Source organism: Micromonospora lacuserhaii, from assembly GCF_036902735.1.
In the GTDB taxonomy this organism is placed as follows: domain Bacteria; phylum Actinomycetota; class Actinomycetes; order Mycobacteriales; family Micromonosporaceae; genus Micromonospora.
In genome coordinates this window covers 1-24,848 of record NZ_JBAKHO010000068.1, presented here as the reverse complement: position 1 = coordinate 24,848, position 24,848 = coordinate 1, and the positions used below count along the sequence as shown (strand labels likewise).

22 protein-coding genes, 2 tRNA genes, 1 other RNA gene and 1 pseudogene are annotated in these 24,848 nt (G+C 71.3%); 15 read left to right on the top strand and 11 right to left on the bottom strand.

Annotation, left to right across the window (positions count from 1 at the left end; translation table 11 throughout):
* Positions 1–2,668, bottom strand: a 2,668-nt coding sequence (locus V6U81_RS26505; protein ID WP_334493216.1) for a DNA polymerase III subunit gamma and tau, incomplete at its 3' end; no start/stop codon positions are given.
* A gap of 108 nt (positions 2,669–2,776) precedes the next feature.
* An RNA gene (gene ffs / locus V6U81_RS26500) (signal recognition particle sRNA small type) lies at positions 2,777–2,866 on the bottom strand.
* A gap of 82 nt (positions 2,867–2,948) precedes the next feature.
* Here ffs and V6U81_RS26495 point away from each other — a divergent pair.
* Positions 2,949–3,033 (top strand) — tRNA-Ser (locus V6U81_RS26495).
* A gap of 89 nt (positions 3,034–3,122) precedes the next feature.
* Here V6U81_RS26495 and V6U81_RS26490 read toward each other — a convergent pair.
* A pseudogene (locus V6U81_RS26490) lies at positions 3,123–3,362 on the bottom strand (tyrosine-type recombinase/integrase); the annotation flags it as partial.
* Between the two features lie 52 nt (positions 3,363–3,414).
* Here V6U81_RS26490 and V6U81_RS26485 point away from each other — a divergent pair.
* Entirely contained in the window at positions 3,415–3,993 is a 579-nt protein-coding gene (locus V6U81_RS26485; RefSeq protein ID WP_334493213.1) for a sigma-70 family RNA polymerase sigma factor, read from the top strand.
* 120 nt (positions 3,994–4,113) lie between these two features.
* The gene (locus tag V6U81_RS26480) at positions 4,114–4,797 is read left to right on the top strand and encodes a hypothetical protein (RefSeq protein ID WP_334493211.1); all 684 of its coding nucleotides are present in this window, start codon (positions 4,114–4,116) and stop codon (positions 4,795–4,797) included.
* 154 nt (positions 4,798–4,951) lie between these two features.
* On the opposite strand, the gene V6U81_RS26475 is transcribed toward V6U81_RS26480, so the two are convergent.
* Both V6U81_RS26475 and V6U81_RS26470 read right to left on the bottom strand, forming a co-directional pair.
* Positions 4,952–5,497, bottom strand: coding sequence for an excalibur calcium-binding domain-containing protein (locus V6U81_RS26475; protein WP_334493208.1), 546 nt, complete (start codon positions 5,495–5,497; stop codon positions 4,952–4,954).
* Positions 5,498–5,799: 302 nt separating this feature from the next.
* Positions 5,800–6,438 (bottom strand): hypothetical protein, encoded by a 639-nt coding sequence (locus V6U81_RS26470; protein WP_334493206.1) that lies wholly within the window; start codon positions 6,436–6,438, stop codon positions 5,800–5,802.
* An 86-nt stretch (positions 6,439–6,524) separates the two neighbouring features.
* Here V6U81_RS26470 and V6U81_RS29260 point away from each other — a divergent pair, with 86 nt between their 5' ends.
* The 7 genes from V6U81_RS29260 to V6U81_RS26440 all read left to right on the top strand — a co-directional run bounded on the left by V6U81_RS29260 (position 6,525) and on the right by V6U81_RS26440 (position 13,701).
* The gene (locus tag V6U81_RS29260; protein WP_420884091.1) at positions 6,525–6,806 is read left to right on the top strand and encodes a TIGR02391 family protein; all 282 of its coding nucleotides are present in this window, start codon (positions 6,525–6,527) and stop codon (positions 6,804–6,806) included.
* A 1,061-nt stretch (positions 6,807–7,867) separates the two neighbouring features.
* Complete coding sequence (locus tag V6U81_RS26465; RefSeq protein WP_334493203.1) at positions 7,868–8,203, top strand: hypothetical protein; 336 nt, start codon at positions 7,868–7,870, stop codon at positions 8,201–8,203.
* Positions 8,204–8,657: 454 nt separating this feature from the next.
* Positions 8,658–9,041 carry a hypothetical protein gene (locus V6U81_RS26460; protein WP_334493201.1) on the top strand — a complete coding sequence of 128 codons (384 nt, stop codon included), beginning with the start codon at positions 8,658–8,660 and terminating at the stop codon, positions 9,039–9,041.
* A 416-nt stretch (positions 9,042–9,457) separates the two neighbouring features.
* Complete coding sequence (locus V6U81_RS26455) at positions 9,458–9,796, top strand: hypothetical protein (protein WP_334493199.1); 339 nt, start codon at positions 9,458–9,460, stop codon at positions 9,794–9,796.
* A 153-nt stretch (positions 9,797–9,949) separates the two neighbouring features.
* On the top strand, positions 9,950–10,564 hold the full coding sequence (locus V6U81_RS26450; protein WP_334493196.1) for a hypothetical protein: 615 nt from the start codon (positions 9,950–9,952) through the stop codon (positions 10,562–10,564).
* A 32-nt stretch (positions 10,565–10,596) separates the two neighbouring features.
* On the top strand, positions 10,597–11,091 hold the full coding sequence (locus V6U81_RS26445) for a hypothetical protein (protein WP_420884092.1): 495 nt from the start codon (positions 10,597–10,599) through the stop codon (positions 11,089–11,091).
* A 102-nt stretch (positions 11,092–11,193) separates the two neighbouring features.
* Complete coding sequence (locus V6U81_RS26440) at positions 11,194–13,701, top strand: hypothetical protein (RefSeq protein ID WP_334493190.1); 2,508 nt, start codon at positions 11,194–11,196, stop codon at positions 13,699–13,701.
* A gap of 98 nt (positions 13,702–13,799) precedes the next feature.
* Here V6U81_RS26440 and V6U81_RS26435 read toward each other — a convergent pair.
* A tRNA-Ser gene (locus tag V6U81_RS26435) sits at positions 13,800–13,886 on the bottom strand.
* Positions 13,887–13,961: 75 nt separating this feature from the next.
* Here V6U81_RS26435 and deoD point away from each other — a divergent pair.
* The gene (gene deoD, locus V6U81_RS26430) at positions 13,962–14,669 is read left to right on the top strand and encodes a purine-nucleoside phosphorylase (RefSeq protein ID WP_334493187.1); all 708 of its coding nucleotides are present in this window, start codon (positions 13,962–13,964) and stop codon (positions 14,667–14,669) included.
* Positions 14,670–14,796: 127 nt separating this feature from the next.
* Here deoD and V6U81_RS26425 read toward each other — a convergent pair whose 3' ends face one another.
* From V6U81_RS26425 to V6U81_RS26410, 4 genes are all read right to left on the bottom strand, one after another.
* Positions 14,797–15,246: a nucleoside deaminase gene (locus V6U81_RS26425; protein WP_334493222.1), complete on the bottom strand. Its 450-nt coding sequence runs from the start codon at positions 15,244–15,246 to the stop codon at positions 14,797–14,799.
* Positions 15,247–15,439: 193 nt separating this feature from the next.
* Positions 15,440–15,967 carry a tRNA adenosine deaminase-associated protein gene (locus tag V6U81_RS26420; protein WP_334493186.1) on the bottom strand — a complete coding sequence of 176 codons (528 nt, stop codon included), beginning with the start codon at positions 15,965–15,967 and terminating at the stop codon, positions 15,440–15,442.
* 118 nt (positions 15,968–16,085) lie between these two features.
* Entirely contained in the window at positions 16,086–16,253 is a 168-nt protein-coding gene (locus V6U81_RS26415; RefSeq protein WP_334493183.1) for a hypothetical protein, read from the bottom strand.
* A gap of 71 nt (positions 16,254–16,324) precedes the next feature.
* Positions 16,325–16,714: a hypothetical protein gene (locus V6U81_RS26410; RefSeq protein WP_334493180.1), complete on the bottom strand. Its 390-nt coding sequence runs from the start codon at positions 16,712–16,714 to the stop codon at positions 16,325–16,327.
* Between the two features lie 78 nt (positions 16,715–16,792).
* On the opposite strand from V6U81_RS26410, the gene V6U81_RS26405 reads away from it, so the two are divergent.
* The 3 genes from V6U81_RS26405 (at position 16,793) to V6U81_RS26395 (ending at position 21,874) form a co-directional block, all read left to right on the top strand.
* Complete coding sequence (locus V6U81_RS26405; RefSeq protein WP_334493178.1) at positions 16,793–17,563, top strand: M23 family metallopeptidase; 771 nt, start codon at positions 16,793–16,795, stop codon at positions 17,561–17,563.
* Positions 17,564–17,736: 173 nt separating this feature from the next.
* Complete coding sequence (locus V6U81_RS26400) at positions 17,737–20,724, top strand: glycosyl hydrolase (protein WP_334493175.1); 2,988 nt, start codon at positions 17,737–17,739, stop codon at positions 20,722–20,724.
* 73 nt (positions 20,725–20,797) lie between these two features.
* Positions 20,798–21,874 (top strand): PHP domain-containing protein, encoded by a 1,077-nt coding sequence (locus tag V6U81_RS26395; protein ID WP_334493172.1) that lies wholly within the window; start codon positions 20,798–20,800, stop codon positions 21,872–21,874.
* Positions 21,875–21,886: 12 nt separating this feature from the next.
* Here the strand turns inward: V6U81_RS26395 and V6U81_RS26390 are convergent, their stop codons facing one another.
* Positions 21,887–22,876 carry a DMT family transporter gene (locus V6U81_RS26390; RefSeq protein WP_334493219.1) on the bottom strand — a complete coding sequence of 330 codons (990 nt, stop codon included), beginning with the start codon at positions 22,874–22,876 and terminating at the stop codon, positions 21,887–21,889.
* 191 nt (positions 22,877–23,067) lie between these two features.
* On the opposite strand from V6U81_RS26390, the gene V6U81_RS26385 reads away from it, so the two are divergent.
* Positions 23,068–24,738, top strand: a complete 1,671-nt coding sequence (locus V6U81_RS26385) for a DUF885 domain-containing protein (protein ID WP_334493170.1) — start codon at positions 23,068–23,070, stop codon at positions 24,736–24,738.
* Positions 24,739–24,848: the final 110 nt, after the last annotated feature.

Below are 24,848 nucleotides of genomic sequence, written 5' to 3'. Positions count from 1 at the left end.
CGATCGCACTGCTCACCGGCGCGCCGCCGGGGCCGGCCGAGGGCGGCGTCGCCCGTGGTCCGGCCGGCTTCGGTACGGCCGGCGCGGCGGGCGCCGGAGCAGGCGTGGTGGTCGCAGTCGCGGCACCCGTGGTCGCGGCACCCGTGGTGGCGGTGGCCGTGGTGGCGGTGGCCGTCGCGCCGCCGGGGCGGGCCGGTTCGGGCCAGTCGTCGGCGCTCGCCGCCCCGGTCGCCGTGCCACCGGGGCGGGCTGCCTCGGGCCAGCCATCGTCGGCACCGCCACCGGGACGGGCCGGCTCCGGCCAGTCGTCGTCGTCAGCATCGGAGCCGCCGGCATCGGGGCCACCGGTCCGACCCGTGCCGGACGCGTCGGGGCGCGCTGCCCCACCGGCCGGGCCACGGGCGGTCGCGCCCACCGGACCACCAGCGGCGGGACCAGCCGGACCGGAACCGACGGCGGTGCTCGGAGCCACGCCCACCGGTCCACCGCCCGGGGAGCCGGTCATCGCACCGGCGGACGGACCGCTCGATCCGGCCCCGGCCGAGCCGACCGCGCCACCTCCGGACGAACCGTGGGCAGCTCCGAAGGAACCGTTCGAGCCGCCACCGGAGGGACCGGCGGGGCGGCCACCAGCGGAACCGTGGGCGCCACCGCCGGCGGAACCGTTCGCGTCAGGACCGGCGGTGGCGGGTCCGGTAGAACCGTGGGCACCCGGTGCGGCAGGACCGGCGGCGCCGGGTGCGGCAGGACCGTGGGCACCGGGTGCGGCAGGACCGGCGGCACCAGGTACGGCAGGACCGGAAGAACCGGTCGGGCCGCTGCGGGCGGCCGGGCCGTCAGCGGGCGGGGCGGACGCGGGGGTCGGGGCGGGCGCGGGTCGAGGCGGAGCGGACCGGGGCGGCCCGCCCAGCGACGTACCGCCGCGTTCGCCGGCGACCTCGCAACGGATCTGCCAACGCCCACCCAGCTCCTCGTAGAGCGCGTCGGTGAGCACCGCGGCGTGGTCGGACATCATCTTGGCCAGCACCGACGACTTGACGGTCAGCACCAGCGTGTCGCCGTCCAGGTCCCGGACGACGGCGTCGCGCATCAGCGCGGCGATCCGCTTGTTGCTCCGGTTGACCTTCCCGACCACCTCCGGCCAGACACGGCGTACTGCGACGGTGTCGAGCGCACTCGGCGCGCCGGCACCCGGGCGGGGCGGCTCGGGCGTGGCCGGGTCGCGCATAACCGCCTCCGGCGGCACCCGCCGGGGTGTCGCGGGGGCGGTCGGGGCCGGGTCGGCCGCACCGGCAGCCGGAGCGCCGGAGCCCACGGCCGGCGAAGCCGGTGCACCGGCGGGAGCGGACGGGCCGCCGTGAACCGTGCCGGCGGGCTCCGCGATGGCGGCGCCGGACACGGGCGCTGCCGGGGAGTGGGGTGCGGCGGGGGCGGGCTCGGGGCGTACCTGAGCAGCGGGGGGGACCGGCGCGGAGCCGGCGGCGGCCGGCGGCAGCTCGGCGGCACCCAGGGTGAGCCGCCGTTCCATCCGCTCCAGGCGCTGGAGCAGGCCACCGGTGGAGTCGTCCGCGCCGGGCAGCATCATCCGGGCGCAGATCAGCTCGAGCAGCAGCCGGGGCGCGGTGGTGCCGCGCATGTCGACCAGGCCGTTGTGCACGATGTCGGCGCAGCGGGACAGGGTGCCCGGGCCGAGCCGCTGGGCCTGGGCGGCCATCCGCTCGATCTGGTCGGTCGGGCCGTCGATCAGCCCCTTGGCCGCGGCGTCCGGCACCTGCTGGAGGACGATCAGGTCGCGCAGCCGTTCCAGCAGGTCCGAGGCGAACCGGCGCAGATCGTGCCCGGCCTCGGCGACCCGGTCGACGGTGGCGTACGCGGCGGCGCCGTCCCCAGCGGCGAGCGCGTCGCACATCTCGTCGATCAGCGCCGAATCGGTCACGCCGAGCAGCGCGGCGGCCCGGGCGTAGCCGACCCCCTCCGGGCCGGCGCCCGCGATGAGCTGGTCGAGCACGGAGAGGCAGTCCCGCATGCTGCCCCCACCGGCGCGCACCACCAGTGGGAAGACCGCCGGCTCGACGGTCACCCCCTCCGCCTCGGTGAGCTGCTCCAGGTACGGCCGGAGCACCTTCGGCGGGAACAGCCGGAACGGGTAGTGGTGGGTCCGCGACTTGATCGTGCCGAGGACCTTCTCCGGCTCGGTGGTGGCGAAGATGAACTTGACGTACTCCGGCGGCTCCTCGACCAGCTTGAGCAGGGCGTTGAAGCCGGCCGACGAGACCATGTGCGCCTCGTCGATGATATAGATCTTGAAGCGGCTGCTGGCCGGGGCGAAGAAGGCCTTCTCGCGCAGCTCCCGGGCGTCGTCGACGCCGCCGTGACTGGCCGCGTCGATCTCGATGACGTCGATCGAACCGCCGCCGTCGGGGGCCAGCGAGCGGCAGGACCCGCACGTCCCGCAGGGCTCGGGGGTGGGGCCCTGCTCACAGTTGAGCGAGCGGGCCAGGATCCGGGCGCTGGAGGTCTTGCCGCAGCCGCGCGGGCCGGAGAAGAGGTAGGCGTGGTTGAGCCGGCCGCTGCGCAGCGCCTGTGACAGCGGCTCGGTGACCTGCTCCTGGCCGATCATCTCGGCGAAGGTGCGCGGCCGGTACTTGCGGTAGAGCGCCAGTGCCACCCGTACCGCCTCCTCTCGACCGAGCCATTCTGCGCCGGTCAGGCGCGGGTGACCACCCACCACCGGAGTGACCTGACCCGCAGGTACGGTACCGGCGCCCGGAGACAAAAAGGCCTCCCGTGCACCCGGCAGAGCTCGCTTATCCTTGCTGCCTTCCGGCCCTGGGGAGGTTCACGAGATACCGCCGCACGGGAGGTACCGCCAAGCCTACCCGACCTCGCGTGGATCTTCAGGGGGTGGTGGGGTGGCCGGCCGCCGGGGTACCTGTATCCTGGCTCGCGGAGGATTCGCCTAGAGGCCTAGGGCGCACGCTTGGAAAGCGTGTTGGGTTTACACCCTCACGAGTTCGAATCTCGTATCCTCCGCTCGCATGAGCAGGAAGAACGACAGGGCCGGCCCCCACGAGGACCGGCCCTGAGTCGTCTCTGCGGTCGCTCTCGTCTCAGTTGTCGTCTCACTTGCCCTGTTCCGGGCGGTCGGGCGGCAGTTCTTGGCTGCTCTCCCCCGGCCGGCGGAGCGGGTCACCCCAGAGCAGTCCGTCGAGCTGCTGGGCGATGTCCCGGCGCACCTGGTCGGTCATGTGCTGGTATCGGACGGCCATCGCCGAGTTCGACCAGCCCATGATGCCCATTACGGCGCGGCCGGAGACGCCGAGGACCAGGAGCGCGGTGGCGGCGGTGTGCCGGGCGTCGTGCTCCACGGGTGTCCGGCCAGAGCGTGCGTTCCTTGGCGCGGGCAAGCTGACGGTGGCCATCGGCGGCAAGCAGGAGGCGAACCGGCACGATCCCGGCGAGGTGGTGTCGGTCGAGTCGTTCACCGCGTACGAGATGCTGGCGGAGCTGGCCCGCACCGTTGGCTTGGAGTCGGCTTACGAGGTGGTGCCACCGCCCGGGCATGTGCACCTGAACCGGTCGAACCTGATCGTGCTGACGAACCCACGGCTGCTGCCGTTCCTGGCGCAGGTCATGGAGGCGGACCCGCATCTGCGCTACCTCGTCGACGACGACGGCTGGTACCTCCACGACGTGACGACCGGCCAGGACTACCGGTCCCCGCGCGACCGCGGAGAGACCGCCGACTACGGATACGTCGGCCGGCTCCCTCGTCCGGACGGCAAGGGCAGCTTCCTCTACCTGGCGGGGACTCATGCTCAAGGCACGCTCGGCGCTGCCCACTTCGTAGCCACCAATCTGGCCGAGCTGTACAAGGAGCTGAAGAACCGCAGGTTCTCGACGGTCATCAAGTGCGTCTACGACCCGAAGGACCGACGGAAGATTCTCTCCACCGAGCGGCTGACACCGCTCTACCGCCCCGACGGTGCCTGATGCGCGTAGCGACTTCCACCGATCCCGGTAACCCGCTGCGCCCCAACGAGGACTGGGTTGCCGCCGCGCAAGGGCTGATCGTCGTCCTGGACGGCGCCACGGCGCGCACGGACACCGGTTGTGTCCACGGGGTGGCCTGGTACGCGGCGAAGCTGGGATTCCACCATCACTGGCCTGGCTGCCGACGGTGACCGCAAGCTCGGTGACGTCCTGACCGACGCCATCGGAATCACCGCGAGGATGCACCCGGAGTGCGACCTTCACCATCCCGGCACCCCGTCGGCGACGACCGCCCTGATCCGGCTGACCGAGGACTCGTTGCAGTACCTCGTCCTGGGTGACACGACCGTAGTGGTCGACACCAGCGACGGCATCGAGGTCTTCAACGATGACCGGGTCGACACCACGGCCCAGGCAGAAAGGGCCGAGGCGAACCGCTACCCGTTCGGGTCCGCCCAGAAGCAGGCAGCGCTGCTGCGGATGAAGCGCGCCGAGTTGGCGTTGCGGAACCAGCCAGGAGGGTTCTGGGTGGCCGCAGCCGATCCCACGGTCGTCACGCACGCCATCACCGGCCAGATCCCGCTGACAGCGGTCAAGCGGGTAGCGGTGCTGACCGATGGCGCCGCACGGCTGGTCACGATGTTCGACCTCCTCGACTGGCAGGGAGTGCTCGACGTCCTGGACCAGCACGGCCCGACCGAGCTGATCCGGCGAGTCCGCGCCATCGAGGCAGCCGACCCCACCGGGACCAAGTGGCCCCGCAACAAGGGCAGCGACGACGCCACGGCGGTCTACGCCAACTGACCGGCCAGCCGCCTGCGTGTCTAGATATCCCACGTCGGGGATTCGACGGCGGGCTGGTCGTCTGAAAGCAGCAGCGCTCTGCCTCGCCGGGGCCGCATCACAGGCGGAACGAGGAAGCCCCAGCTTCTCCGGCCGGGGCTTCGTCATGTCGGTGTCACTCGCAGGCGGTGCCGTCGCCGTCGCGGTCCAGCTTGCGAGAGTAGCCAGGGTCGCTGCGGTGTAGCGGCGCCGCGCCAGCCGCCCGCACGGCGGAACAGTTCGCGTAGTAGACGTCGCCGGAGTCGCCGCCGGAGGAGTCGTCGGCGTAGTCCGGGTCGTCGAACAGGTCGCAGGCGATGCCGTCGCCGTTGCGGTCCAATGCCTTGCGGTACCCAGGCTCGCCCTTCTCGAGCGCAGAGATGCCGGCGTCCGCGACGGCGTCGCAGTCGGCGTAGTAGATGCTCGGCGACGGCTTCGGCGACGGGCTCGGCGAGACGGTGCGCGCCAGGGAGGGCGAGGGGGACGGGGCGAGCGAGACGAGCTGCTGCGGGGCGGCGCTCGTCGAGGCCGAGGCGCTCGTCGACGTGGCCGAGGCGTTGTCCTTCTCGTCATCGTCTTCGAAGATCGCGCCGCAGGTGATGATGACAGCCAGGACGCCAAGGGTCAGCAGGAGTTGGGCATCCTTGGACTTGAGAAGCTTTTGGGGGCGGGAGATTTTCACCCCCGGCAGTGTGCACTACCCACGCGACAAGCCGACCTGCGTGTCCGCACTCTGCGATCAGTAGCGCGATGCGCTCGTCCCTGCCACGGACCGGTGAGGGGCCTCCGCGCCGTGCCTAAAGGATCATGCCAAGCATCTGGTGGGACGCGAGTGCCAAGCATCTCCCGTGACAGGACAGTCCGGCTGCCGCTGGCGTGCCGGGTCTCAGGACCTGCGTGACAAAGCAGTCTCGGGACCTGAATGGCATCTCAGGCTAGAAAACTTGGTACCTAGCGTTGCCGGCTCTCGCAGGCCGTGCCCTGCTATGGCTCCACGAGGGGATGGGCACCCACGATCCGGCGTGCTTCGGCAAGGATCTCGGCATTCAGGTCCTGCTCGGTCATGTTGGTGTATTCCAGGGTGTCGTATACGTCGTCCAGCTCGACGAGGTGTTCGGCAAGGGCCAGTGTTCCGTGACCGATGGTAGTGTGTGCCCACGTCGCCAGGTCCAACGGTTCGAGGGCTCCGGCGAGCACGCGAGCAGCCATGGTCCTGACCGCGGCTTCCTGCCCTCCTTCGCTACAAGGCGAGTGGTAGTCCAAGCCAACGTCCTGCAGGGCAGCCTCAAGTAGCTCGGGGACTTCTTCGTCGGCGTGCCGGGAGTGCACGCCGGCGAGCATGGACAGGTTGGGGCCGTCGTGCCCAGTGATCAGCAGGTCGCAGGCTGCGTCGACAAGGTCAGCGCCACTGGCGTAGCCAACGCTCCACAGAGCGGCAGCATCGCGCATCCTGGCCAGTGCTTCGGCGGGTTTCACGGGGATCATGGTGGACCAGATGTCACGGCATCTCGCCTGCTTTTCGTTGCTGGCGGCACACTCAGCCACCCGGTGCCGCCGGCCGGCGAAGGTTGGTCCGCCCAGCAGGTCCTGGACGGCTCGGTATCGCTGTTTCATCATGCCCATCTCCACCAACGGTCGGCGGACTGTTAAGCAGGTCCTGATACCGATCTGGCACGCAGGTCCCGAGACCGGACACGGCCGCCGCCGGCGTGTTGTTCAAAGTTTCTGTACGTCTTCAAGGCGGCCCTGAACGGGCCGCACGCGCCGCCGCCTGGGCGCGCGTCCGTCGCTTCGCTGGCAGCGACACCTACAGAAGTCTCCACCGGGGAGCACGAGCATTCGCGGAAGGACTGTATGCGGCCATCCGTAATCCCGGCATGCACACACCGCCTCCCGCCGATGGAGGCGAGGAGCAGCTCGCACTGGAACAGTTGGCAGCGTTCAGCCTTCTCGCCCGCTGGGTTGACCAGGCAGCTACCAAGAAGGTTTAAAGGCCGCCTCAGCGAGGCGGACACGTGAGCTACGGTGCGCCAACCCTGTTGCTGTCGACAGCAACACTGACAGCAACAGGGCCCGAACAGTGCGAGCCGGAGCCAGCCGGCGACGGATCAACGCCCGACGTCAGAGACGTAAGCGGACCCGGCCGGACGCAGCGCCCAGAACTTACAAACGAGGGGTCTCTATCCTCCGTCCCTCGGGTTCTCGCCTTTGGCCGCAGGAGTCCCGCCTGCCGCAGCCTGCGGAGACCGGGCGCCGCGCCGACAATGAACAGGTGAGCCTTCCGAGATCACGTGCTGCCCTTGCTCGGGCGGAGCGCATGCTGAACGACTTGGCGCGTCACAGCGTCGATACAGTCGCCTTCCGTGATCGGATCCCGTACGTCCTGGACCTCCTGGCCGGAGTTACGCGGACTATCGACGCCGAGAGTGGCGGTCAGCGGACTCTGGACTTTTCGGCGTGGTGGTCCCAGGTGGACCGGTCCGCTCAACGGTCGATGCAAGAGATGCGCAACGCAGAGCTGAAGGAGTTGGTCTCGCGTACTGCCGCCCACTTTGACACCAACATCGTCGTACGGGCGGCAGACTACCCAGACCTACGAGTAAGCGACGGCGACACGGTGACGAGGATCAGCTGGGCCTTCGAGGGAGGGCCACTTCACGGCAAGCCGGTGCTGGCCACACTGCGAGACTACTTGCTGAGCGTCGGACAGCTGGTCGATGAAGCGGAGCGGAGGCTTACTCCGTAGGCCGTCGGCGCAACGGACCTGACGGTCCAGTTGAAGCGGGAGAGGCAGCGAGAAGGCAGTGAAAGAACCAGGAGCGGCCGGGCAGAGACGACAGCAAGCACCATCCGACCTTCAAGTCGTAGCGCAAGGCGGTGTCGGACGACACCGAACGGTGCCGCATATCCGCGTTCGGGACGAAGTGGTCAAGATGTGCCAGCGAGACTGCCGGCAGGGCTTGACGACCATCGGGGCCCGGGATGACAGGCAGCGGTGGGGCCGAAACCGCACTACGGCCGGGAGTTGGTACCTCCGGCTACCCTGGCGTCCGTGATGACCTTCGACGCGGTCGGGCTCGGGATGAACATCCTGACCGCAGGCGTCTCGCTCGCCGCGATCATGCTTGCCGCCGTTGTGTTCGTCCGTAGCCGACGCGCCGAGACGGTCAGGCTGTTCGGTCGAGCGATACATCGTCCTGGGCTCTGGGCGTCGGCGGTCGTGTGCGTGGGCCTTTCCGGTCTTCTCCTGATGAGCAGCGACGCTATGCCCAGCAGTTGGCAGAAGCCACGGTCGGTGATCTACGGCGCACTGTGGTTGGCATTCTTTGTCTTGATGATTACTCATCTGATCAGCGCGGAACGCGCCAAGCGTCGCCGCGACTCGTGACCTGTACAGCAAAGAAGTACAGCAACGGACCCAACCGCAGGAGCCCGAACACGACCGGCACAGGCTCGCGCCCTGCATGTCGAACCCTCAGCGACCACCCTGCCGGCAATCCATAGATCCAGGACTACGACCAGGAGCAGCTTCCCGCCTTGGGACATGTGGTACCAGCCGGACCGATTGTCGGTCGACTAGCCGAAAGATGATCGACCGCGCGGACGATGGCGTGACCAACGCGAATTGTGGATCATGGCGAGGCCACGCGGCCTCTGCGTGGCAAGTCACGTAAGGAGTCCTGTTGTATCGTTCCCAGCTCGCCACAACCAGCGCCGTCGCTGCTCTGGCCCTCGCTCTGGCAGGCTGTGGCAACAGCCAGCCTCCAGCCGCTGCAGGGCCGGCGACGGTTGCGAGTGCCACGACGCCGGCCGCCCCCGTGAGCCCCAGCGAGAAGCCGGCGATGGGCGCCAAGGACGTGGTCGGGGCTCTCACCGCTGCTGGGCTTCCGCTGTCGAATACCGCCGAGCAGGACGAGAACACTGATCCCAATGACAAGCTCGGTCGCCCTGGGCAGTACACCTCCCGTGCCTCAGCGGACGTGCCGGGAGGTGACAAGGACGCCGAGAAGTACGGCATCGACCGCGGCCTGGTGGTCGAAGTGTTCGCGACGGCAGGGGACGCCGACGCCCGATCGACGTACATCCAGGACGCCCTGAAGGGCGCTCAGATCCTCGGCACCGAGTACCACTATCGACCGGCGGACAGGCGGATCCTGGTGCGGCTGACCGGGAAGGTGAAACCGTCGCAGGCGAAGAAGTTCGAGGATGCAGTCGCAAAGTTGTGAGCGCAGCCGGCGGACAGGTCCAGCCGGTCTCCCCCGACGGGGATCGCACCTGCTCGCACCTCTCGCGGATCGACGGCAGCGGGAACTGACATCCCATGAGCGTCGAGGCCAAGCAGCGACGCCACCCTCGTGTCTTCGTCTCACTTGTCGTCTCGTTCGTGACCGTGCGGAGGCGACCGTAGACGAACGACTGGTCGAGTTCGCCTTGGTAGCGAACCGACCCGGTCAAGCGCGTACGGGGACGAGCAGACTTGGAAAGCGTGTTGGGTTTACACCCTCACGAGTTCGAATCTCGTATCCTCCGCTCGCTTGAGCAGCATCGACGAAGGGCCGGCCCCACTCGGGGCCGGCCCTTCGTCGTCTCCCTGCCCGCAACTCCCCTCGCCGGTGCCCGTCGCACAACCCATCAGTGCTCCTTGACCGGTTCAGCCGATGCATGGCCAGCGGCCAGGGCACCTCGCTCGCGTCCTGGTACCCGGGGGGACGCCTACGTCGACCTGGTCACCTCCGACTACTTCCAGAGCGCGAGCGACCTCAGCACCGTCAGGGCGATCGGCAGCAACAAGACCGCCGGGGTGGCGGAGACGTTCAGCCCGCTCAACCCGTCCAGCGACCCGGCCTGGCCGTACTTCGTGGTCTGGGCGTCCCGGGACTGGGCCGGCAGCGGCAAGGACGTCGCCGGCCTGTGGAAGACAGCGATGGCGAATCCGCGGACCATCTCCGTCGACCAGCTTCCGGACATGACCGCCTGGTGACGAACCTGTCGGGAAGGGGCCGGGCCCGCCGCGGTCCGGCCTCTTCCCCGGTACGCCCCGGCGGGTCGGGCCGGTACGGTGCCAGGAACCGGCGGGCGGCGGATCCGTCGTACACATGTTCCATCCACAGCCTGTGGATGGCGGGGGGATCCGATGAGTTACCAGCTCAGCGCGGTCGTCGCGGACGTCGAGCTGCTGCGGGAGCAGACCGCCGACCTGGACCACGCGGTGCTGGCCGCGCTGCGCCAGGACTTCGCCCTGCTGCCGATGACGCCGCAGCTCGTGCAGGAGCTGACCGGCGCGCTGCCGGACTTCGCGGCCGACGAGCCGGATGTCGACCACCCCTTCACGTTGGTCCTCGCGCCGGCCCTGGCCGCGCTGCTGGCCCGCTGGTCGCGGCGCGGGCCGGTGGCGTACCTGGAGGCGGAGTTCGCCGGCGGCGCCGGCCGGCAGGCGTCGGTGGTGTGGCTCGACGGACACCTGAGCTGGGGGCCGCGGTTCGACGACGAGTTCGCCCTGCCACGGCCAGAGTGGCCGATCAACGCGGCGCTGGCCCGGCTGGGTGCCGAGCCCGGCACGTGGCTCGACCTCTTCGCCGAGTTGGGGCTGCACCTGGAGCGGCACACCGACGGCTGGCTGACCCACGGCCGGCGGGGTCTGACCGCCGACTACTGGGACGAGCTGGCCGAGGAATGGGAATTCCGGCAATCCGGCGACGACCAGCAACCTCAGCGCCCCGGTCCCGTTGGGGACTGGGGGCTTCCATGAAATTGCGACAATTTGCTTTTATTGCTGCGCTGCTGACCGCCGCGTCGATCGCCGGCAGCGGCGTGGCGCCGCAGGGTCCGCTCGTGCCGGCCCGACCGGTCGGCGACACCGAGGTGGTCGACCTCGACGGCCTGAGCGGTATCGAATTCGGCGACACCGAGCAGGAACTCAGCCGGCGCGGCGTACTCCGCTCCGATGTGGACGCCTGCGGCCCGACGCTGACCGGGCACGAGGACGTCAGCCCGATCTTCGTCGAGGACCGGCTGGTGCTGCTCTGGCTGGACGACCCGATGAGCACCCCCGACGGGATCACGGTCGGCACCCCGGTCAGCGACGTGCGGGACCGCTACCCGTCGGCGACCCGGCTGGCCGCCCCGCGCGGAACGCACCGGTTCGACGGACTGCTCGCCCGCAACGGCGACCGCGCGTACCTGTTCCTGCACGACGGGGTCACCGTCCGGGAGATCATCGCGGGGTACGCCGAGTGGGCCCGCCGCCTCTTCGACGAGGGCTACGGCCCCTGCTGAACGGTCCTGGGGCCAGCCGAGAAGCCGATTGTCCAGCGATCGACCAGCATGGAATGATTCGTCGCCCGCGCAGGTAGCGCGGCACATCACGGGGGAGTTGATGTGGACGCAACCCTGTCCGCCTGCCCGAATTCCCGCGCCCGTAGGGGCCGCTCGCCGCTGTCCCTGCTCGCGGTCCTCGCCGCCACCGCCGCGGCCGTCCTGATCGGACCTGCACCCGCCTCGGCGACCACGCCGGCCGGCACCACCCTCGCTTCGCCCAGCGCGCCGGCACCCGCCTCGGCACCCGCGGAGCAGGCAACCGCCCCGGCGACGGCGAAGAGCACGGCCGGGTCGACCGGCCCGGCGTCGCCGAAGGTCGCCGCCGGCTCCCGCACCTGCGGCGGCAAGCTGACCTTCGGCAAGGTCGAGACCTGCCCTTCCATCGTGGACGAACAGCAGAACATCTGGACCGTCACCACGACCGCCGACCAGGACGTCCTGGTCACCCAGCTGACCCGGGGCACCGGTACCTTCGTGGGCGCCCAGGTGACCGACAGCAGCGGCGAGACGGTCTGTTACTTCTGGGTCGACGCCGGCACCTGCCAGCTCGGGCCGGCCGGCACCTATCGGATCACGGTGACGCTGCCGTACCCCACCGGCAGCGGCAATTACACGCTCGCGGTGGAGTCGACGCGGACGCCGTCGGAGTGCGACCGGCTGGTGGACGGCTTCTTCTCCTTCGCCTCGCCCGGCATCACCGACACCCTGCCCGCTGGCGCGGCGGCGCACTGCTACAAGTTCGACCAGCCGGTGAACTCGGTGCTGCGACTGGCCGACCCCGGCGGCGCCGGGGACGTGCAGGGGCAGATCCTGGACGGGCAGTACCAGGCGCTGTGCGAGGTCCGCGACGCCCGCGAGTGCACGCTGAGCCGGCCGGGGCCCTACCGACTGCTGCTACGCGAGTACTACGGCGGCGAGAGCACCTACACGCTGCGGATGCCCCGGATCTCCCAGGCGGCCGGGTGCGCGGCGGCGCCGATGGCCCCCTTCGGCGCTCCCGGCGCCGCGGTCGGTGGCGGGAAACTCGTCCAGCGTGACGAGGTGACCTGCAACGCGCTGACCGCAGCCGCGGCTGGGCCGGTGCTGGTCCGCTTCAACCAGCTCCAGGACCAGTTCCTCTGGTGGTCGGTCTACGACTCGGCCGGCCGACAGGTCTGCGACGAGTACGCGAACGCCCGCTCCTGCCCTCTCCCGGCGGCAGGCGCGTACACACTGCTCGTGCAGAACCAGAACGACTTCGGCACCGAGATCGACTACCAGGTGGCGGTGACTCCGCTGGGCGGTGACGTCGGCTGCGCCACGGCCACCGGCACGGCCTGGGAGCAGGCCGCGCTCGTGCTGCACCAGATCTCGCAGGTGCAGACGAACTGCCAGCCCTTCCAGGGTGTGGCCGGCGACCGCGTGATCACCTACACGGCACCGGACCGGTACAACGAGGCGGCCGCCTGGCTGGTGGACGAGTCCGGCGTTGAGGTCTGCACCGACTGGTCGGAGCAGGACGGATGCGTGCTGCCCACCACAGGGACGTTCCGGGTGATCTCCTACCTGCGGACGTGGGCGGCCGAGAGCACCGACCTGACGTACCGAATGCAGGTCCGCCGGCTCTCCGACGCGGTCGGCTGCCCGGCGATCGCCCTGGGCGACTACAACGCGGCGCCGGCCGACCCGGCCGGCATCCGCTGCCGGACGCTGGACGTCCCCGCCGCGGGGGTGTACCGGGTGCGGGCCGTGGACGCCTCCAACTACCGGCAGTACGCCACCGTCTACGACGCGGCGGGGCTCAAGGTCTGCACCGACATCTGGTGCGAGATCCCCGCCGCCGGGAAGTACACCCTGGTGCTCCAGGGCGGCGCTACCGGCACCGTCATCGACAACGACTTCCGGTACGCCGTCGCGCCGCTGCCCTGGCGACCGTCGGGCTGCACCCCGGTGTCCGACACCGGCTGGCGGGATGCGCCGCAGCGGGGCGGATTCCAGGCCGCCGGGCAGTACAACTGCCTTCAGCTGCCGAGTCCGACCGGCGCCCGGGTCGTCGAGCTGTTGGCTGGCGACGCCATCGGCGCGGCGTCCCCGGAGATCAGCGTGGTGAACGCCGACGGTGACCAGGTGTGCGACTACTCCTCGCTGCGCCAGTACACCTGCGAGCTGACCGGCGCGGCACCGTTCTCCGTCCTGCTGAACGCGATCGGGGGCTCCCCCACCGCCTCGTACGCCCTGGGCTTCGCCCGGGTCGACGGCCCGCCGGTCTGCCCGGTGCTGCCGTCCGGCGCGACCGGCGCCACGGCGACCACGGGCGCGGACCATTTCGCGGTCTGTCTCTCCGTCCCGGCCGCCGAGCGCGCCGCCCGCGAGAGCTTCACCTGGTCGCGTACGTCGGGCACCGGTGACGCCCGGATGTCGGTCATCGACGGGCAGGGTATCCGGTACTGCGGCCCGACGGGTTACGCGGTCGAGCGGACGATCTCGTGCACGCTGCCGGCCGGCCCGGTCACGGTGCTGCTGGAGGCGGACGGCGTCGACGCGACGTACCAGCTGACCCACCGGGACGCCAGCCTACCGGCGGCCTGACCCGTGGCGGGTCGGGGTCGACCCGCCACCCAGGCCGTACTCGCGAAAACGCCCGGTCGATCCTCGCGGATCGACCGGGCGTTCTCGCTGTTCACGAGCGGTGGCGGAGGGATTTGAACCCTCGGAGGGCGTTAACCCTCACACGCTTTCGAGGCGTGCTCCTTAGGCCACTCGGACACGCCACCGCCGACGAGGGTACAGGACCGCGGGTCCGGGTGCCGAACCGGTATCCCCCGAGCCGGCCTGGCAGGATCTTTGTCATGAGTACGCACATCGGCGCGAAGCCGGGAGAGATCGCCGAGCGGGTCCTGATGCCGGGCGACCCGCTGCGGGCCAAGTGGATCGCGGAGACCTACCTCGAGGACGCCACGTGCTACTCGACGGTCCGGGGCATGCTGGGCTTCACCGGCCGCTGGAACGGCGTGAACGTCTCCGTCCAGGGCTCCGGCATGGGCATGCCTTCCGCCTCCATCTACGCCCACGAACTGATCAACGAGTACGGCGTGAAGACCCTGATCCGGGTCGGCTCCTGCGGCGCCCTGACCGAGGAGCTCAAGCTGCGCGACGTGGTCGCCGCGATCGGGTCGTCGACCGACTCGAACATGAACCGGATGCGGTTCGACGGGCTGATCGACTACGCCCCGGTCGCCGACTTCGGGCTGCTGCGTACCTCGGTCGAGGTGGCCGAGCGGCGCGGCATCCAGATGCGGGTCGGGCCGATCCTGGCCGCGGACGCCTTCTACACCGACCGGCCGGACCTCTACGACACCCTCGCCGACTACGGCGTGCTGGCCGTCGAGATGGAGTCCGCGGCGCTCTACACGATCGCCGCGAGGTTCCGGGCCCGGGCCCTGACCATCCTCACGGTCAGCGACCACATCAAGACCGGCGAGAAGACCACCTCGCAGGAGCGCGAGCAGACCTTCGGCCAGATGGTCGAGATCGCCCTCGACACCGCCATCGCCTGACCCTTCGGGGCGTCGTCTTCGTGAGCGGTATGACTGTGGGTCATATTCATGACGCGCAGTCATACCGCTCATCACGAAATCGTTCCCGGCTCGCGACACGCCCGGCGGGCACGCCGGCGGGGTGGGGTCAGCGGAAGAAGGCGCGGAGGACGGCGGCGTTCTCCGCCTCCAGGATGCCGCCGTAGACCTCGGGGCGGTGGTTGAGGCGGCGGTCGCGAAGCACGTCCCAGAGGGAGCCGGCGGCGCCGGTCTTCGGCTCCCAGGCGCCGAAGACCACGGTCGAGACCCGGGCCAGCACCAGCGCGCCGGCGCACATCGTGCACGGCTCCAGCGTCACCACCAGGGTGCAGTCGTCCAGCCGCCACCGGCCGAGCCGCTCGGCGGCCCGGCGCAGCGCCAGCACCTCGGCGTGGGCGGTCGGGTCCCCGGTCAGCTCGCGTTCGTTACGTCCGACGGCCAGCTCGGTGCCGTCCGGGCCGTAGACCACCGCGCCCACCGGCACGTCGTCCACCGAGATCTCGGCGCCGGACGGCGACGAGTCGGGGCCCGTGACGGCGATCTCCAGGGCGCGGCGCATCCACAGCTCGTGCCGCTGCCGGCGACCGGCGGCGCCCGGGTCTGCCAGCCCCTCGTGCGCGCCCGGGCCGATCCGGCCCGCGCGGCCCGGGGTCGGCTGTCCGGGACGTACGGTCTCCAGCGCGGGGTCGGTCGCGTCGGCCGGCTCGGCGGCGCCCGCGAGGGGCGAGCCGCCGCCGGAGAGGCCGGGCGGGTCAGACCTCACGCAGCTCCTCCACCTCGTCGGCGCAGCCGAGCACCTGGCACACCTCGGCGGTGACGTCGGCCGGCAGCATCCCCTCCTGGGCGCTGAGCCGGAGCAGCCGCTGGGACGGGATGCCCAGGTCGGCGAGGATGTCCGCGTCGCCGACCGGGTCGGCCTCCGGGTCGACGGCCGGCTGCTCGCTCTCCTCGTCGCCGGACGCGGCGGGTCGCGGCTCCTCGGCCTCGTCGAGCCCGGTGACGGAGGTCTTCAGGTCACCGACGAGCAGGGCGCCCAGCCGGGACTCCTCGGCGTACGCCGAGTCGGAGCCGAAGACCCGCAGGTCCTCCCCCTCGTCGAGGCGCAGGATCACCAGGTACGCGTCATCGGCCTCGACGAAGAGCAGCGACAGGTCGGCCTCCGGCTCGACGTCGCGCAGCCGCTCGGCGACGTCGTCGAGATCGGTGGCGCCGCGCAGGCTCACCTCGGCGGCGCTCCAGCTGCCCTCGTCACGCACCACGGCGGCAGCGAAGTACGACACAGTCCCCCCAAAGGCCTCGGCACAGCACGCCGACTCATTACGCGTGCACGTTAACCGGTCGGGTCGGCAGGCGACCGGTCAACGCCCCGAAGGGCCGGCCAATCCTGCAAAAGTCGGTTCAGCTCGCGACGCGGCGACGGGTGGCGATGAGCTGGCGCAGTCGCTCGGTGTGCTCCCGCTGCGGCTTGTCGCGCTGTCGTACCGCCCGGGCTCCCGCCAGCTCGGCGAGAATCTGCAGGCGACGACGGCTTCGCTCGGGATCGAGCCGCGGGGTGGTCCAAGCCATACGGGAAGCGTGCCCAGTCACAGCGGGTACGTCAAGTGGCGTTCGTTCCGCAGCCTGACGACGACCCTACGTCACCACAGGGGCCAGTTCCCGCTGGTCGCCCAGCGGACCACGACCACCGCGAACGCGATGCTCCAACCACCCGCGGTGACGATGGCGACACCGGTGGCGACCCCCCGGTCGCCGTACCGGACCAGCGCCAGGGCGGCCAGCCAGGCCAGCCCACCGGCGACCAGGGTCCACCAGGCGTAGCCGCCGACGTCTCGGCCGAGCAGGCCGAACAGCACCAGCCAGGCCGCGGCGAGCGCCGCGCCGGCGGCCACCCCGGCGCCGGTGACCGGGTGCGGTTCGCGCCAGGCGGGCCGGCGCGGCGGCCCGGCCGGAAAGAGCCCCGAGGGGGTACGCGCCAGCTGAGCGGGACCGGCCGCCGGCTGCGCCGGGCGGGCGGGCTGACCGTTCATCGCCGTCACTGCTCCCGTTCACGGACGGTGGTGCTCACCGGGGACCCTCCCACCGTATCCGTCTGTCAGGATGTCCGAATGTCCTCCCGACCGACCGGCCGCCGTCGCGCGCGTCCGGCGTACCCCGTCCTGCTGCTGCTCGCGCCGGCGCTGCTCGGCGGCTGCGGGCCGGCCGAGCGGCCGGCCGCCGCACCGAGTGTGGTCTGGGACGGTCCGAGCGCGGTGGCCACGGCGGAGCAGCCGGCCGTCCCGCCCACCCCGCCGGCGGGGACCGGGGCCACGCCGGCCCCGTCGCCCACGCCGACCCGGACGGACCTGCGGCGGGTCTTCCCGGTCCGCGCCGACGACGTCGACTACCACCCGACCCACTCGGGATACCCGGGGACGGACATCTTCGCCGACTGCGGGGAGCCGGTCGTGGCGGTCACCGACGGCACGGTCCTTGAGGTGAGCAGGGTGGATCGGTTCGACCGGCGGGGGCCGTTGGGGCCGTTCAACGGCGGACTCTCGGTCTCGCTGCTCGGCGACGACGGGGTGCGTTACTACGGCTCGCACCTGAGCGCGATCAGCGCGGGTATCGACGCGGGGGTGCGGGTGCGGGCCGGGCAGCAGCTCGGCCGGGTGGGTCGGACGGGCAACGCGAACAATGTCTGCCACCTCCACTTCGGGCTCTCGCCGAAGTGCTCGGGGCACGACGACTGGTGGATCCGCCGGGGCGTGGTGTGGCCGGCGAAGTATCTGGACTCCTGGCGGAAGCGCGGCAACCGGTCCCCGGTCGCCGAGGTGACCACATGGGAGCGTGATCACGGCTGCCCGAAGGCCCCGCGCACCAACTCCGGGGCGGGCTGACCGCCCCGGCCGTCGGGCCGAGCAACGCGTACGCCATCTGATCGACACATTGACGTGAGTCTTACCGGTCGGTTAACGTCCGCGTGAGAGAGCGCTCTCTCAAGTAACTAACCTCCCTAATTCCGACGAACCGCGCGCTCGGCCCCGATGACACCGACCGCGCTGGAGGAAAGATGACACCTCCCGTCCCACACCGCCGCGCCCCCTGGGTGCTCGCCACCACCACCGCCCTGGCCGTCTTCGTCGGCGGCCTGACCTTCACCGCCGCCACCACCCCCGCCGAGGCCGCAACCGTCGGCGCCGGCAGCTACACCACCGACCAGGTGGGCCCGCTCCCCGCCGGCTGCGGCGAGATGTCCACCAACCCCCGGCAGTACGCCACCGCCAACGCGCCGGCCGGCCCGATCCCCACCAACGACTGGTGGTCGTCGCTGCTGTGGAAGAAGACCAACTGCTCCTACAGCGAGCCGCTGCACGCCCACCCCGTCTCCTACCAGGCGTTCAGTGACGGTCTCGGCTTCTCGGCCCCGTCCACCGCCGCCATCAGCGGCACCGCGACCGGCGTCGGCGAGTACAAGTTCGCCTACTCCGAGGACTTCAGGGTCGGCGTGACCGCGCTCGGCGTCCCGACCGTCAAGGTCGACGACTGGACCGACTGGACGGTCAGCCCGTACTGGAGCGACGGCGTCCGCACCCTGCGGGCCACCATCGGCCACGGGCTCCCGTTCGCGTACTTCCAGACCAGCGGCGGCGAAGCGAACATCAACCCGACCGGCGGCAGCCCCACGGTCTGGTCCAACAGCGGCGCCACCATCGGCTTCACCGTCAAGGGCCACGACTACGTCGCCTACGCCCCGACCGGCGCGAGCTGGACGGTCAGCGGCGGCCGGATCACCTCCACCCTGGCCGGGAAGGGCTACTTCTCGGTGGCCCTGCTGCCCACCACCCCGACCACCGACGCCGCGGCCCGGGCCGAGCTGGCCGCCAGCTACGGCCGGTACGCCCACGCCCACGTCACCGGGACCCGGGTGTCGTACTCCTACAACACCGCGACCAGCACGGTGAACACCACGTACGCCTTCACCACCACGGCCCGGGAGGGCACCGCCACACAGACCGTGGTGAGCCTCTACCCGCACCAGTGGAAGGCGCTGACCGGCTCGACCCCACTCGGCGCCAGCTACCCGTCCGCCCGCGGCCGGATGAAGGTGCTCGCCGGGGTGACCGAGTTCCGCACCGCGATGAAGTTCCGCGGCGTACTGCCGGAACTGCCGGCCGTCGGCACCGGCGCCGGGGCCGACCTGGCCCAGCTCAAGGACCAGCTGGCGGCGTTGCGCGGCAACCCGATGGACCAGCGGGGCGGCGACACCTACTGGACCGGCAAGGGCCTCGGCCGGGCCGCCCGGATCGCCGAGATCGCCGACCAGGTCGGTGACACGCAGACCCGCGACGCGGCACTGAACGCCATCCGGAGCACGCTGACCGACTGGTTCACCGCCACGCCGGGCAAGACCGCCCGGGTCTTCTACTACGACCGCAACTGGGGCTCCCTGATCGGCTACCCGGCGTCGTACGGGTCCGACCAGGAGCTCAACGACCACCACTTCCACTACGGCTACTTCGTCGCCGCCGCCGCCACGCTGGCCAAGTTCGACCCGGCGTGGGCCTCGAACGCCCAGTACGGCGGCATGGTCGACCTGCTCATCCGGGACGCCAACAACTACAGCCGCGCCGACAACCGCTTCCCGTACCTGCGGGACTTCGACATCTACGCCGGGCACGACTGGGCCTCCGGGCACGGCTCGTTCAACGCCGGCAACAACCAGGAGTCGTCGTCCGAGGGGATGAACTTCGCCAACGCCCTCATCCAGTGGGGACAGGCGACCGGCAACACCGCCGTCCGGGACGCCGGTGTGTTCATCTACACCACCCAGGCGGCGGCGATCCAGGAGTACTGGTTCGACGCCGACGACCAGAACTTCCCGGAGAACTTCGGGCACTCCACGGTCGGGATGGTCTGGGGTGACGGCGGTGCGTACGCCACCTGGTTCAGCGCCGACCCGGAGATGATCCAGGGCATCAACATGCTGCCGGTCACCGGCGGCCACCTCTACCTGGGCTACCACCCGGCGTACAACAGGGCGAACTACGCCGAACTGGTGCGCAACAACGGCGGGGAGCCCACCGTCTGGCAGGACATCGTCTGGCAGTTCCTGGCCCTCGGCGACCCCGACGCGGCGCTGACGAAGCTCCGCGCCAACCCCGGATACACCCCGGAGGAGGGCGAGAGCCGGGCCCACACGTTCCACTGGATCCGTAACCTCGCCGCCCTCGGCCAGGTCGACACGTCGGTCACCGCCGACCACCCGCTGGCCGCGGTCTTCAACCGCAACGGTGCCCGCACCTACGTGGCCAGCAACATCACCGCCGCACCGCTGACGGTCAGCTTCTCCGACGGCACCCGCCTCACGGTCGCCGCCGGGAAGACCGCCACCTCGGGGGCGAACACCTGGAGCGGCGGCAACGCGACCGGCGGCGTCGACCCGAGCCCGACCGTCCCACCGACGGACAGCCCGAGCCCGACGCCGACCACCAGCAGCCCCTCACCGAGCCCGACCACCACCAGCCCGTCCCCCTCGCCGACTCCGACCAGCCCGAGCCCCACGCCCACCGAGCCGACCACGCCGCCGAGCAACGCGCCGACCCGATTCCTGCTCCCCGGCGGCGGACTCGCGGCGGCCGGCACCGCCACCACCACCTCGGTGTCCAGCGCCGGCGGGGCCAACTGGGACGGCACCCCGCACAACCCGGCGGTCTTCACCGCCACCGGCCTGAACCTCGCCTGGTCCGGCGGCCAGACCGGGTTCGACCTGTTCCTCGACGCCGGCCAGGCGGTCGGCAACGGGGTGCAGGCCCGGGTCTCCTACGACCTGACCGGCGACGGCACCTTCGACCGGGTGGAGACGTACCGCTACTTCCCGACCGATCCGATTCCCGGCTACGAGCACTACACGCAGAACAGCGGCCTGCTCTCCGGGGTCGGCACCCTCGGCAACCTCGCCAACGGCACCGTCAAGGTCGAGGTCTGGTCGGCGATCGGCGTCAACCCGACCACCCTCGGCATCGGCGACCAGTCGGTCGTGAAGCTGCCGTACTCCTGATCCCCGCTCCCACCACCAGCCCGCGCCGCCGGTCGTCCCGCGACCGGCGGCGCGGGCGCGTATTTTGCAGGGCATGAGCGCTCGGGACCCCATCGCCGACCTGCGCCGGATCGCGTTCCTGCTGGAACGGGCCAACGAGGCCACCTACCGGGTGCGGGCGTTCCGCTCCGCCGCCGCGGCGCTCGCCGCGCTGCCGGCCAAGGAGGTCACCGAGCGGGCCCGCACCGGGAAGCTCACCGAGCTGACCGGGGTGGGCGACGTGACGGCCCGCTGCGTCGCCGAGTCGCTGGCCGGCGAGGAGCCGGTCTACCTGCGCCGGCTGGTCGCCACCGAGGGCACCGACCTGGACGCCGCGGCCGCCGCGCTGCGGGCCGCGCTGCGCGGCGACTGCCACACCCACTCCGACTGGTCCGACGGCGGGTCGCCGATCGAGGAGATGGCGCTCGCCGCCGTGGAGCTGGGCCACCGGTACGTGGTGCTGACCGACCACTCACCACGGCTGAAGGTGGCCCGGGGCCTGACCGCCGACCGGCTGCGCAAGCAGCTCGACCACGTGGCCGCGGTGAACGACGCGCTGCCGAAGGGCTTCCGCATCCTCACCGGCATCGAGGTGGACATCCTCGCCGACGGCTCGCTGGACCAGTCCGACGACCTGCTGGCCCGGCTGGACGTCGTGGTCGGCTCGGTGCACAGCGGGCTGAACGACGAGCGGGCGAAGATGACCCGGCGGATGCTGGCCGCGGTCGCGAACCCGCACCTGGACATCCTCGGCCACTGCACCGGGCGGATGGTGGCGTCCCGGCCGGCCGGGGTGAAGGGGCCGGGCGACCGGGCGCACCGGGCGCGTACCCGCCCCGAGAGCAACTTCGACGCCGACGCGGTCTTCGCGGCCTGCGCGGAGCACGACGTGGCCGTCGAGATCAACTCTCGGCCGGAGCGGCAGGACCCACCGAAGCGGCTGATCCGCCGGGCGCTGGAGGCCGGCTGCCGGTTCGCCATCAACACCGACGCGCACGCGCCCGGCCAGCTCGACTGGCAGCGGTTCGGCTGCGAGCGGGCGGCGCTCTGCGGCGTCCCCGCCGACCGGGTGGTCAACACCTGGACGGCGGACCGCCTGCTGAAGTGGACCGGCTCCCACGGCCGGTCCTGACCCCGGCCGAGCTCAGCGACCGGCGGGCTCGGCGGCCGGTTCGGCGGCCGGCACCGCGGGCGTGCCGGCGGCGACCGCGGTGCGGGGCCGACGGCGGCCGACCAGGCCCTGTGCCACGGCGACCCCGAGCAGCACCACCAGCGCGCCGACCGGCTGGTGCCAGTTCAGCCGCTCGTCGAGGACCACCGCGCCGATCAGCACCGCGAAGACCGGGATCAGGTACGTCACGGTGGAGGCGGTGCTCGCCCCGGCGATCCGGATGTTGCGCAGGTTGATCACGAAGGCCAACCCGGTGCCGAGCGCGCCGAGAGCCAGCACGCTGGCCAGCACGTCGAGCGAGAGCCGGGTCGGCACCGGCGGGGCGCCGGCCACCAGCGGCGCGACCACGGCCAGCTGCGCGGTGGCGACCAGCAGCTGCGCCGCCGACAGGGAGAGCCCGGAGTGGGAGCTGCCGGCGATGAACTTCTTCTGGTACGGAATGGCCACGCCGTAGCAGGCGGCCGCGCCGAAGCACATCAGCTGGCCGGTGAAGTGGGCGCCGCCCACCCCCTCCCAGACGCCGAGCACCACCAGCACGCCGAGGAAACCCAGCCCCAGCCCGACCGCCGCCCGGGCGGTCAGCCGCTCGGTACGGAAGACCAGCACCGCCAGCGGCAGCACGATCAGCGGAGTGGTGGCGTTCCAGATGCCCGCGAGCATCGACTCGACCCGCTGCTCACCGAAGCCGAAGAGGGTGAACGGGATCGCCACCCCGAACGCGGCGACCACCACCAGGTGCGCCCAGACCCGCGGCTCGCGCGGCAGTCGGTCGCGGAGCAGGGCGAGCACCACCAGCAGGGTCAGCGCGCCGGTCGCGACCCGGTAGAGGGTGAGGTGCAGCGGGTGCAGCTCCTCGACCCCGACCTTGATGAACAGGAAACTGGAACCCCAGATCGCGGCGAGCGCGAGGAAACCCGGCAGCCAGCTACGCAGCGCCGTGCGGTCAGGAGTGGTGTGGGCCATCACCCCTTGCACTCTGCCGCAGCCGTACGACGAAGTCCCGCGAAAATCGGACGCCGTGTCGACCGCCACAGCAACCGCCTTGCATTGGCGGCGTCGACCGGCCGAGGAGGTGTGCAGCCGGGCCGAACTGCTCCGCTGAACACGGCAAACACGGTCGACATCCGCACCAGTCGGTCACGTAGGGTTCGCACGTGGGACGAATCGATGACCTCGCGAACCAGTACGTGGCCGACTGGGCGCCGCTGAGCCCGACCGGCGCCACCTACGTCGGCATCTCCGGCTACGACGACCAGCTCGACGACCTCTCCCCCGACGGGTACGCGGCCCGGGCCGAGCTGACCCGGCGGACGCTGACCGACCTGGACGTGGCGGAGCCCCAGTCCGAGGCGGAACGGACCGCCAAGGAGGCCATGCAGGAGCGCCTCGGCCTGGACCTCGCCCGGTACGAGGCCGGCGAGGTGACCAGCGAGGTCAACGTCATCGCCAGCGGGCTGCACGAGATCCGGATGGTCTTCGACCTGATGCCCACCGAGGGCGAGGCGGCCCAGGCCAACGTCGCCACCCGGCTCAACCGGTTCGCCGGCGCGCTGGAGGGCTACAAGACCACCCTGCGCGAGGCGGCCGCCGCCGGCCACGTCAGCTCGAAGGTGCAGCTGGTCGAGGTCGCCAAGCAGTGCGACATCTGGACCGACCCGAACGGTGACAACTTCTTCCACGGGCTGGTGGAGCGGCTCGGGGTGGAGGGCACGCTCGGCGCGGAGCTGCGCCGGGGCGCCGCGGCGGCCACCGCGGCGACCGCCGAGTTCGGGCAGTTCCTCCGCACCGAGCTGGCCCCGCACGGGCGGGACCGGCAGGCCGCCGGCCGGGAGCGGTACGAGCTGGCCTCGCAGTACTTCCTCGGCGCGAAGGTCGACCTCGACGAGACGTACGCCTGGGGGTTCGCGGAGCTGGCCCGGCTGGAGGCCGAGATGCGGGCGGTGGCCGGGCGGATCGTCGGCCCCGGCGCGACCGTCGACGAGGCCGTGAGTGCGCTCGACGCCGACCCGGCCCGGACCATCCAGGGCAAGGAGGCGTTCCGGGACTGGATGCAGGCGCTGGCCGACAAGGCGATCGCCGAGCTGCACGGCACCCACTTCGACATCCCCGAGCAGGTCCGCAAGATCGAGTGCTGTCTCGCCCCGACCAGCGACGGCGCGATCTACTACACCGGGCCCAGCGAGGACTTCTCCCGCCCGGGGCGGATGTGGTGGGCGGTGCCGCAGGGCATCACCGACTTCTCCACCTGGCGGGAGGTGACCACGGTCTACCACGAGGGCGTGCCGGGTCACCACCTCCAGGTGGCGCAGACGGCGGTCCGCGCCGAGCTGCTCAACCGCTGGCAGCGGCTGCTCTGCTGGGTCTCCGGGCACGGCGAAGGCTGGGCGCTCTACTCCGAGCGGCTGATGGACGAGCTGGGCTACCTGGAGGATCCGGGCGACAAGCTCGGCATGCTCGACGGGCAGGCATTCCGGGCGGCCCGGGTGATCGTCGACATCGGCATGCACCTGGAGCTGGAGATCCCGCGGGACAACCCGTTCGGCTTCCACCCCGGCGAGCGCTGGACGCCGGAGCTGGGCTGGGAGTTCATGCGGGCGCACTGCCGGGTGCCGGACGAGAACCTGCGCTTCGAGTTGAACCGTTACCTGGGCTGGCCGGGGCAGGCGCCCTCGTACAAGGTGGGCGAGCGGATCTGGTTGCAGGCCCGGGAGGAGGCGAAGGCCCGCAAGGGCGCCGACTTCGACCTCAAGGAGTTCCACCGGCAGGCCCTCGACCTGGGCGCGCTCGGCCTCGACCCGCTGCGCCGGGCGCTGGCCCGGCTCTGACTGGTGGGACCGGGGGCGGGCGGCTGCCCGCCCCCGGTCCCCGGTGGTGGTGGGACGGAGGTCAGGCGAGCCGCAGCTCCAGCGCCGGCCGGGCGGTCAGCGTGTCGGAG

What these genes read in the sequence shown, in the direction of transcription:
- V6U81_RS26425 (WP_334493222.1), bottom strand. Translation starts at nt 15,246, where the DNA reads ATGCGCCGCGCCCTGGAGATCGCCGTCACGGGCCCCGACTCGTCGCCG.
- deoD (WP_334493187.1), top strand. Translation starts at nt 13,962, where the DNA reads ATGAGTACGCACATCGGCGCGAAGCCGGGAGAGATCGCCGAGCGGGTC.
- V6U81_RS26390 (WP_334493219.1), bottom strand. Translation starts at nt 22,876, where the DNA reads ATGGCCCACACCACTCCTGACCGCACGGCGCTGCGTAGCTGGCTGCCG.
- V6U81_RS26395 (WP_334493172.1), top strand. Translation starts at nt 20,798, where the DNA reads ATGAGCGCTCGGGACCCCATCGCCGACCTGCGCCGGATCGCGTTCCTG.
- V6U81_RS26460 (WP_334493201.1), top strand. Translation starts at nt 8,658, where the DNA reads ATGGGCGCCAAGGACGTGGTCGGGGCTCTCACCGCTGCTGGGCTTCCG.
- V6U81_RS26405 (WP_334493178.1), top strand. Translation starts at nt 16,793, where the DNA reads ATGTCCTCCCGACCGACCGGCCGCCGTCGCGCGCGTCCGGCGTACCCC.
- V6U81_RS26450 (WP_334493196.1), top strand. Translation starts at nt 9,950, where the DNA reads ATGAGTTACCAGCTCAGCGCGGTCGTCGCGGACGTCGAGCTGCTGCGG.
- V6U81_RS26410 (WP_334493180.1), bottom strand. Translation starts at nt 16,714, where the DNA reads ATGAACGGTCAGCCCGCCCGCCCGGCGCAGCCGGCGGCCGGTCCCGCT.
- V6U81_RS26415 (WP_334493183.1), bottom strand. Translation starts at nt 16,253, where the DNA reads ATGGCTTGGACCACCCCGCGGCTCGATCCCGAGCGAAGCCGTCGTCGC.
- V6U81_RS26470 (WP_334493206.1), bottom strand. Translation starts at nt 6,438, where the DNA reads ATGGGCATGATGAAACAGCGATACCGAGCCGTCCAGGACCTGCTGGGC.
- V6U81_RS26400 (WP_334493175.1), top strand. Translation starts at nt 17,737, where the DNA reads ATGACACCTCCCGTCCCACACCGCCGCGCCCCCTGGGTGCTCGCCACC.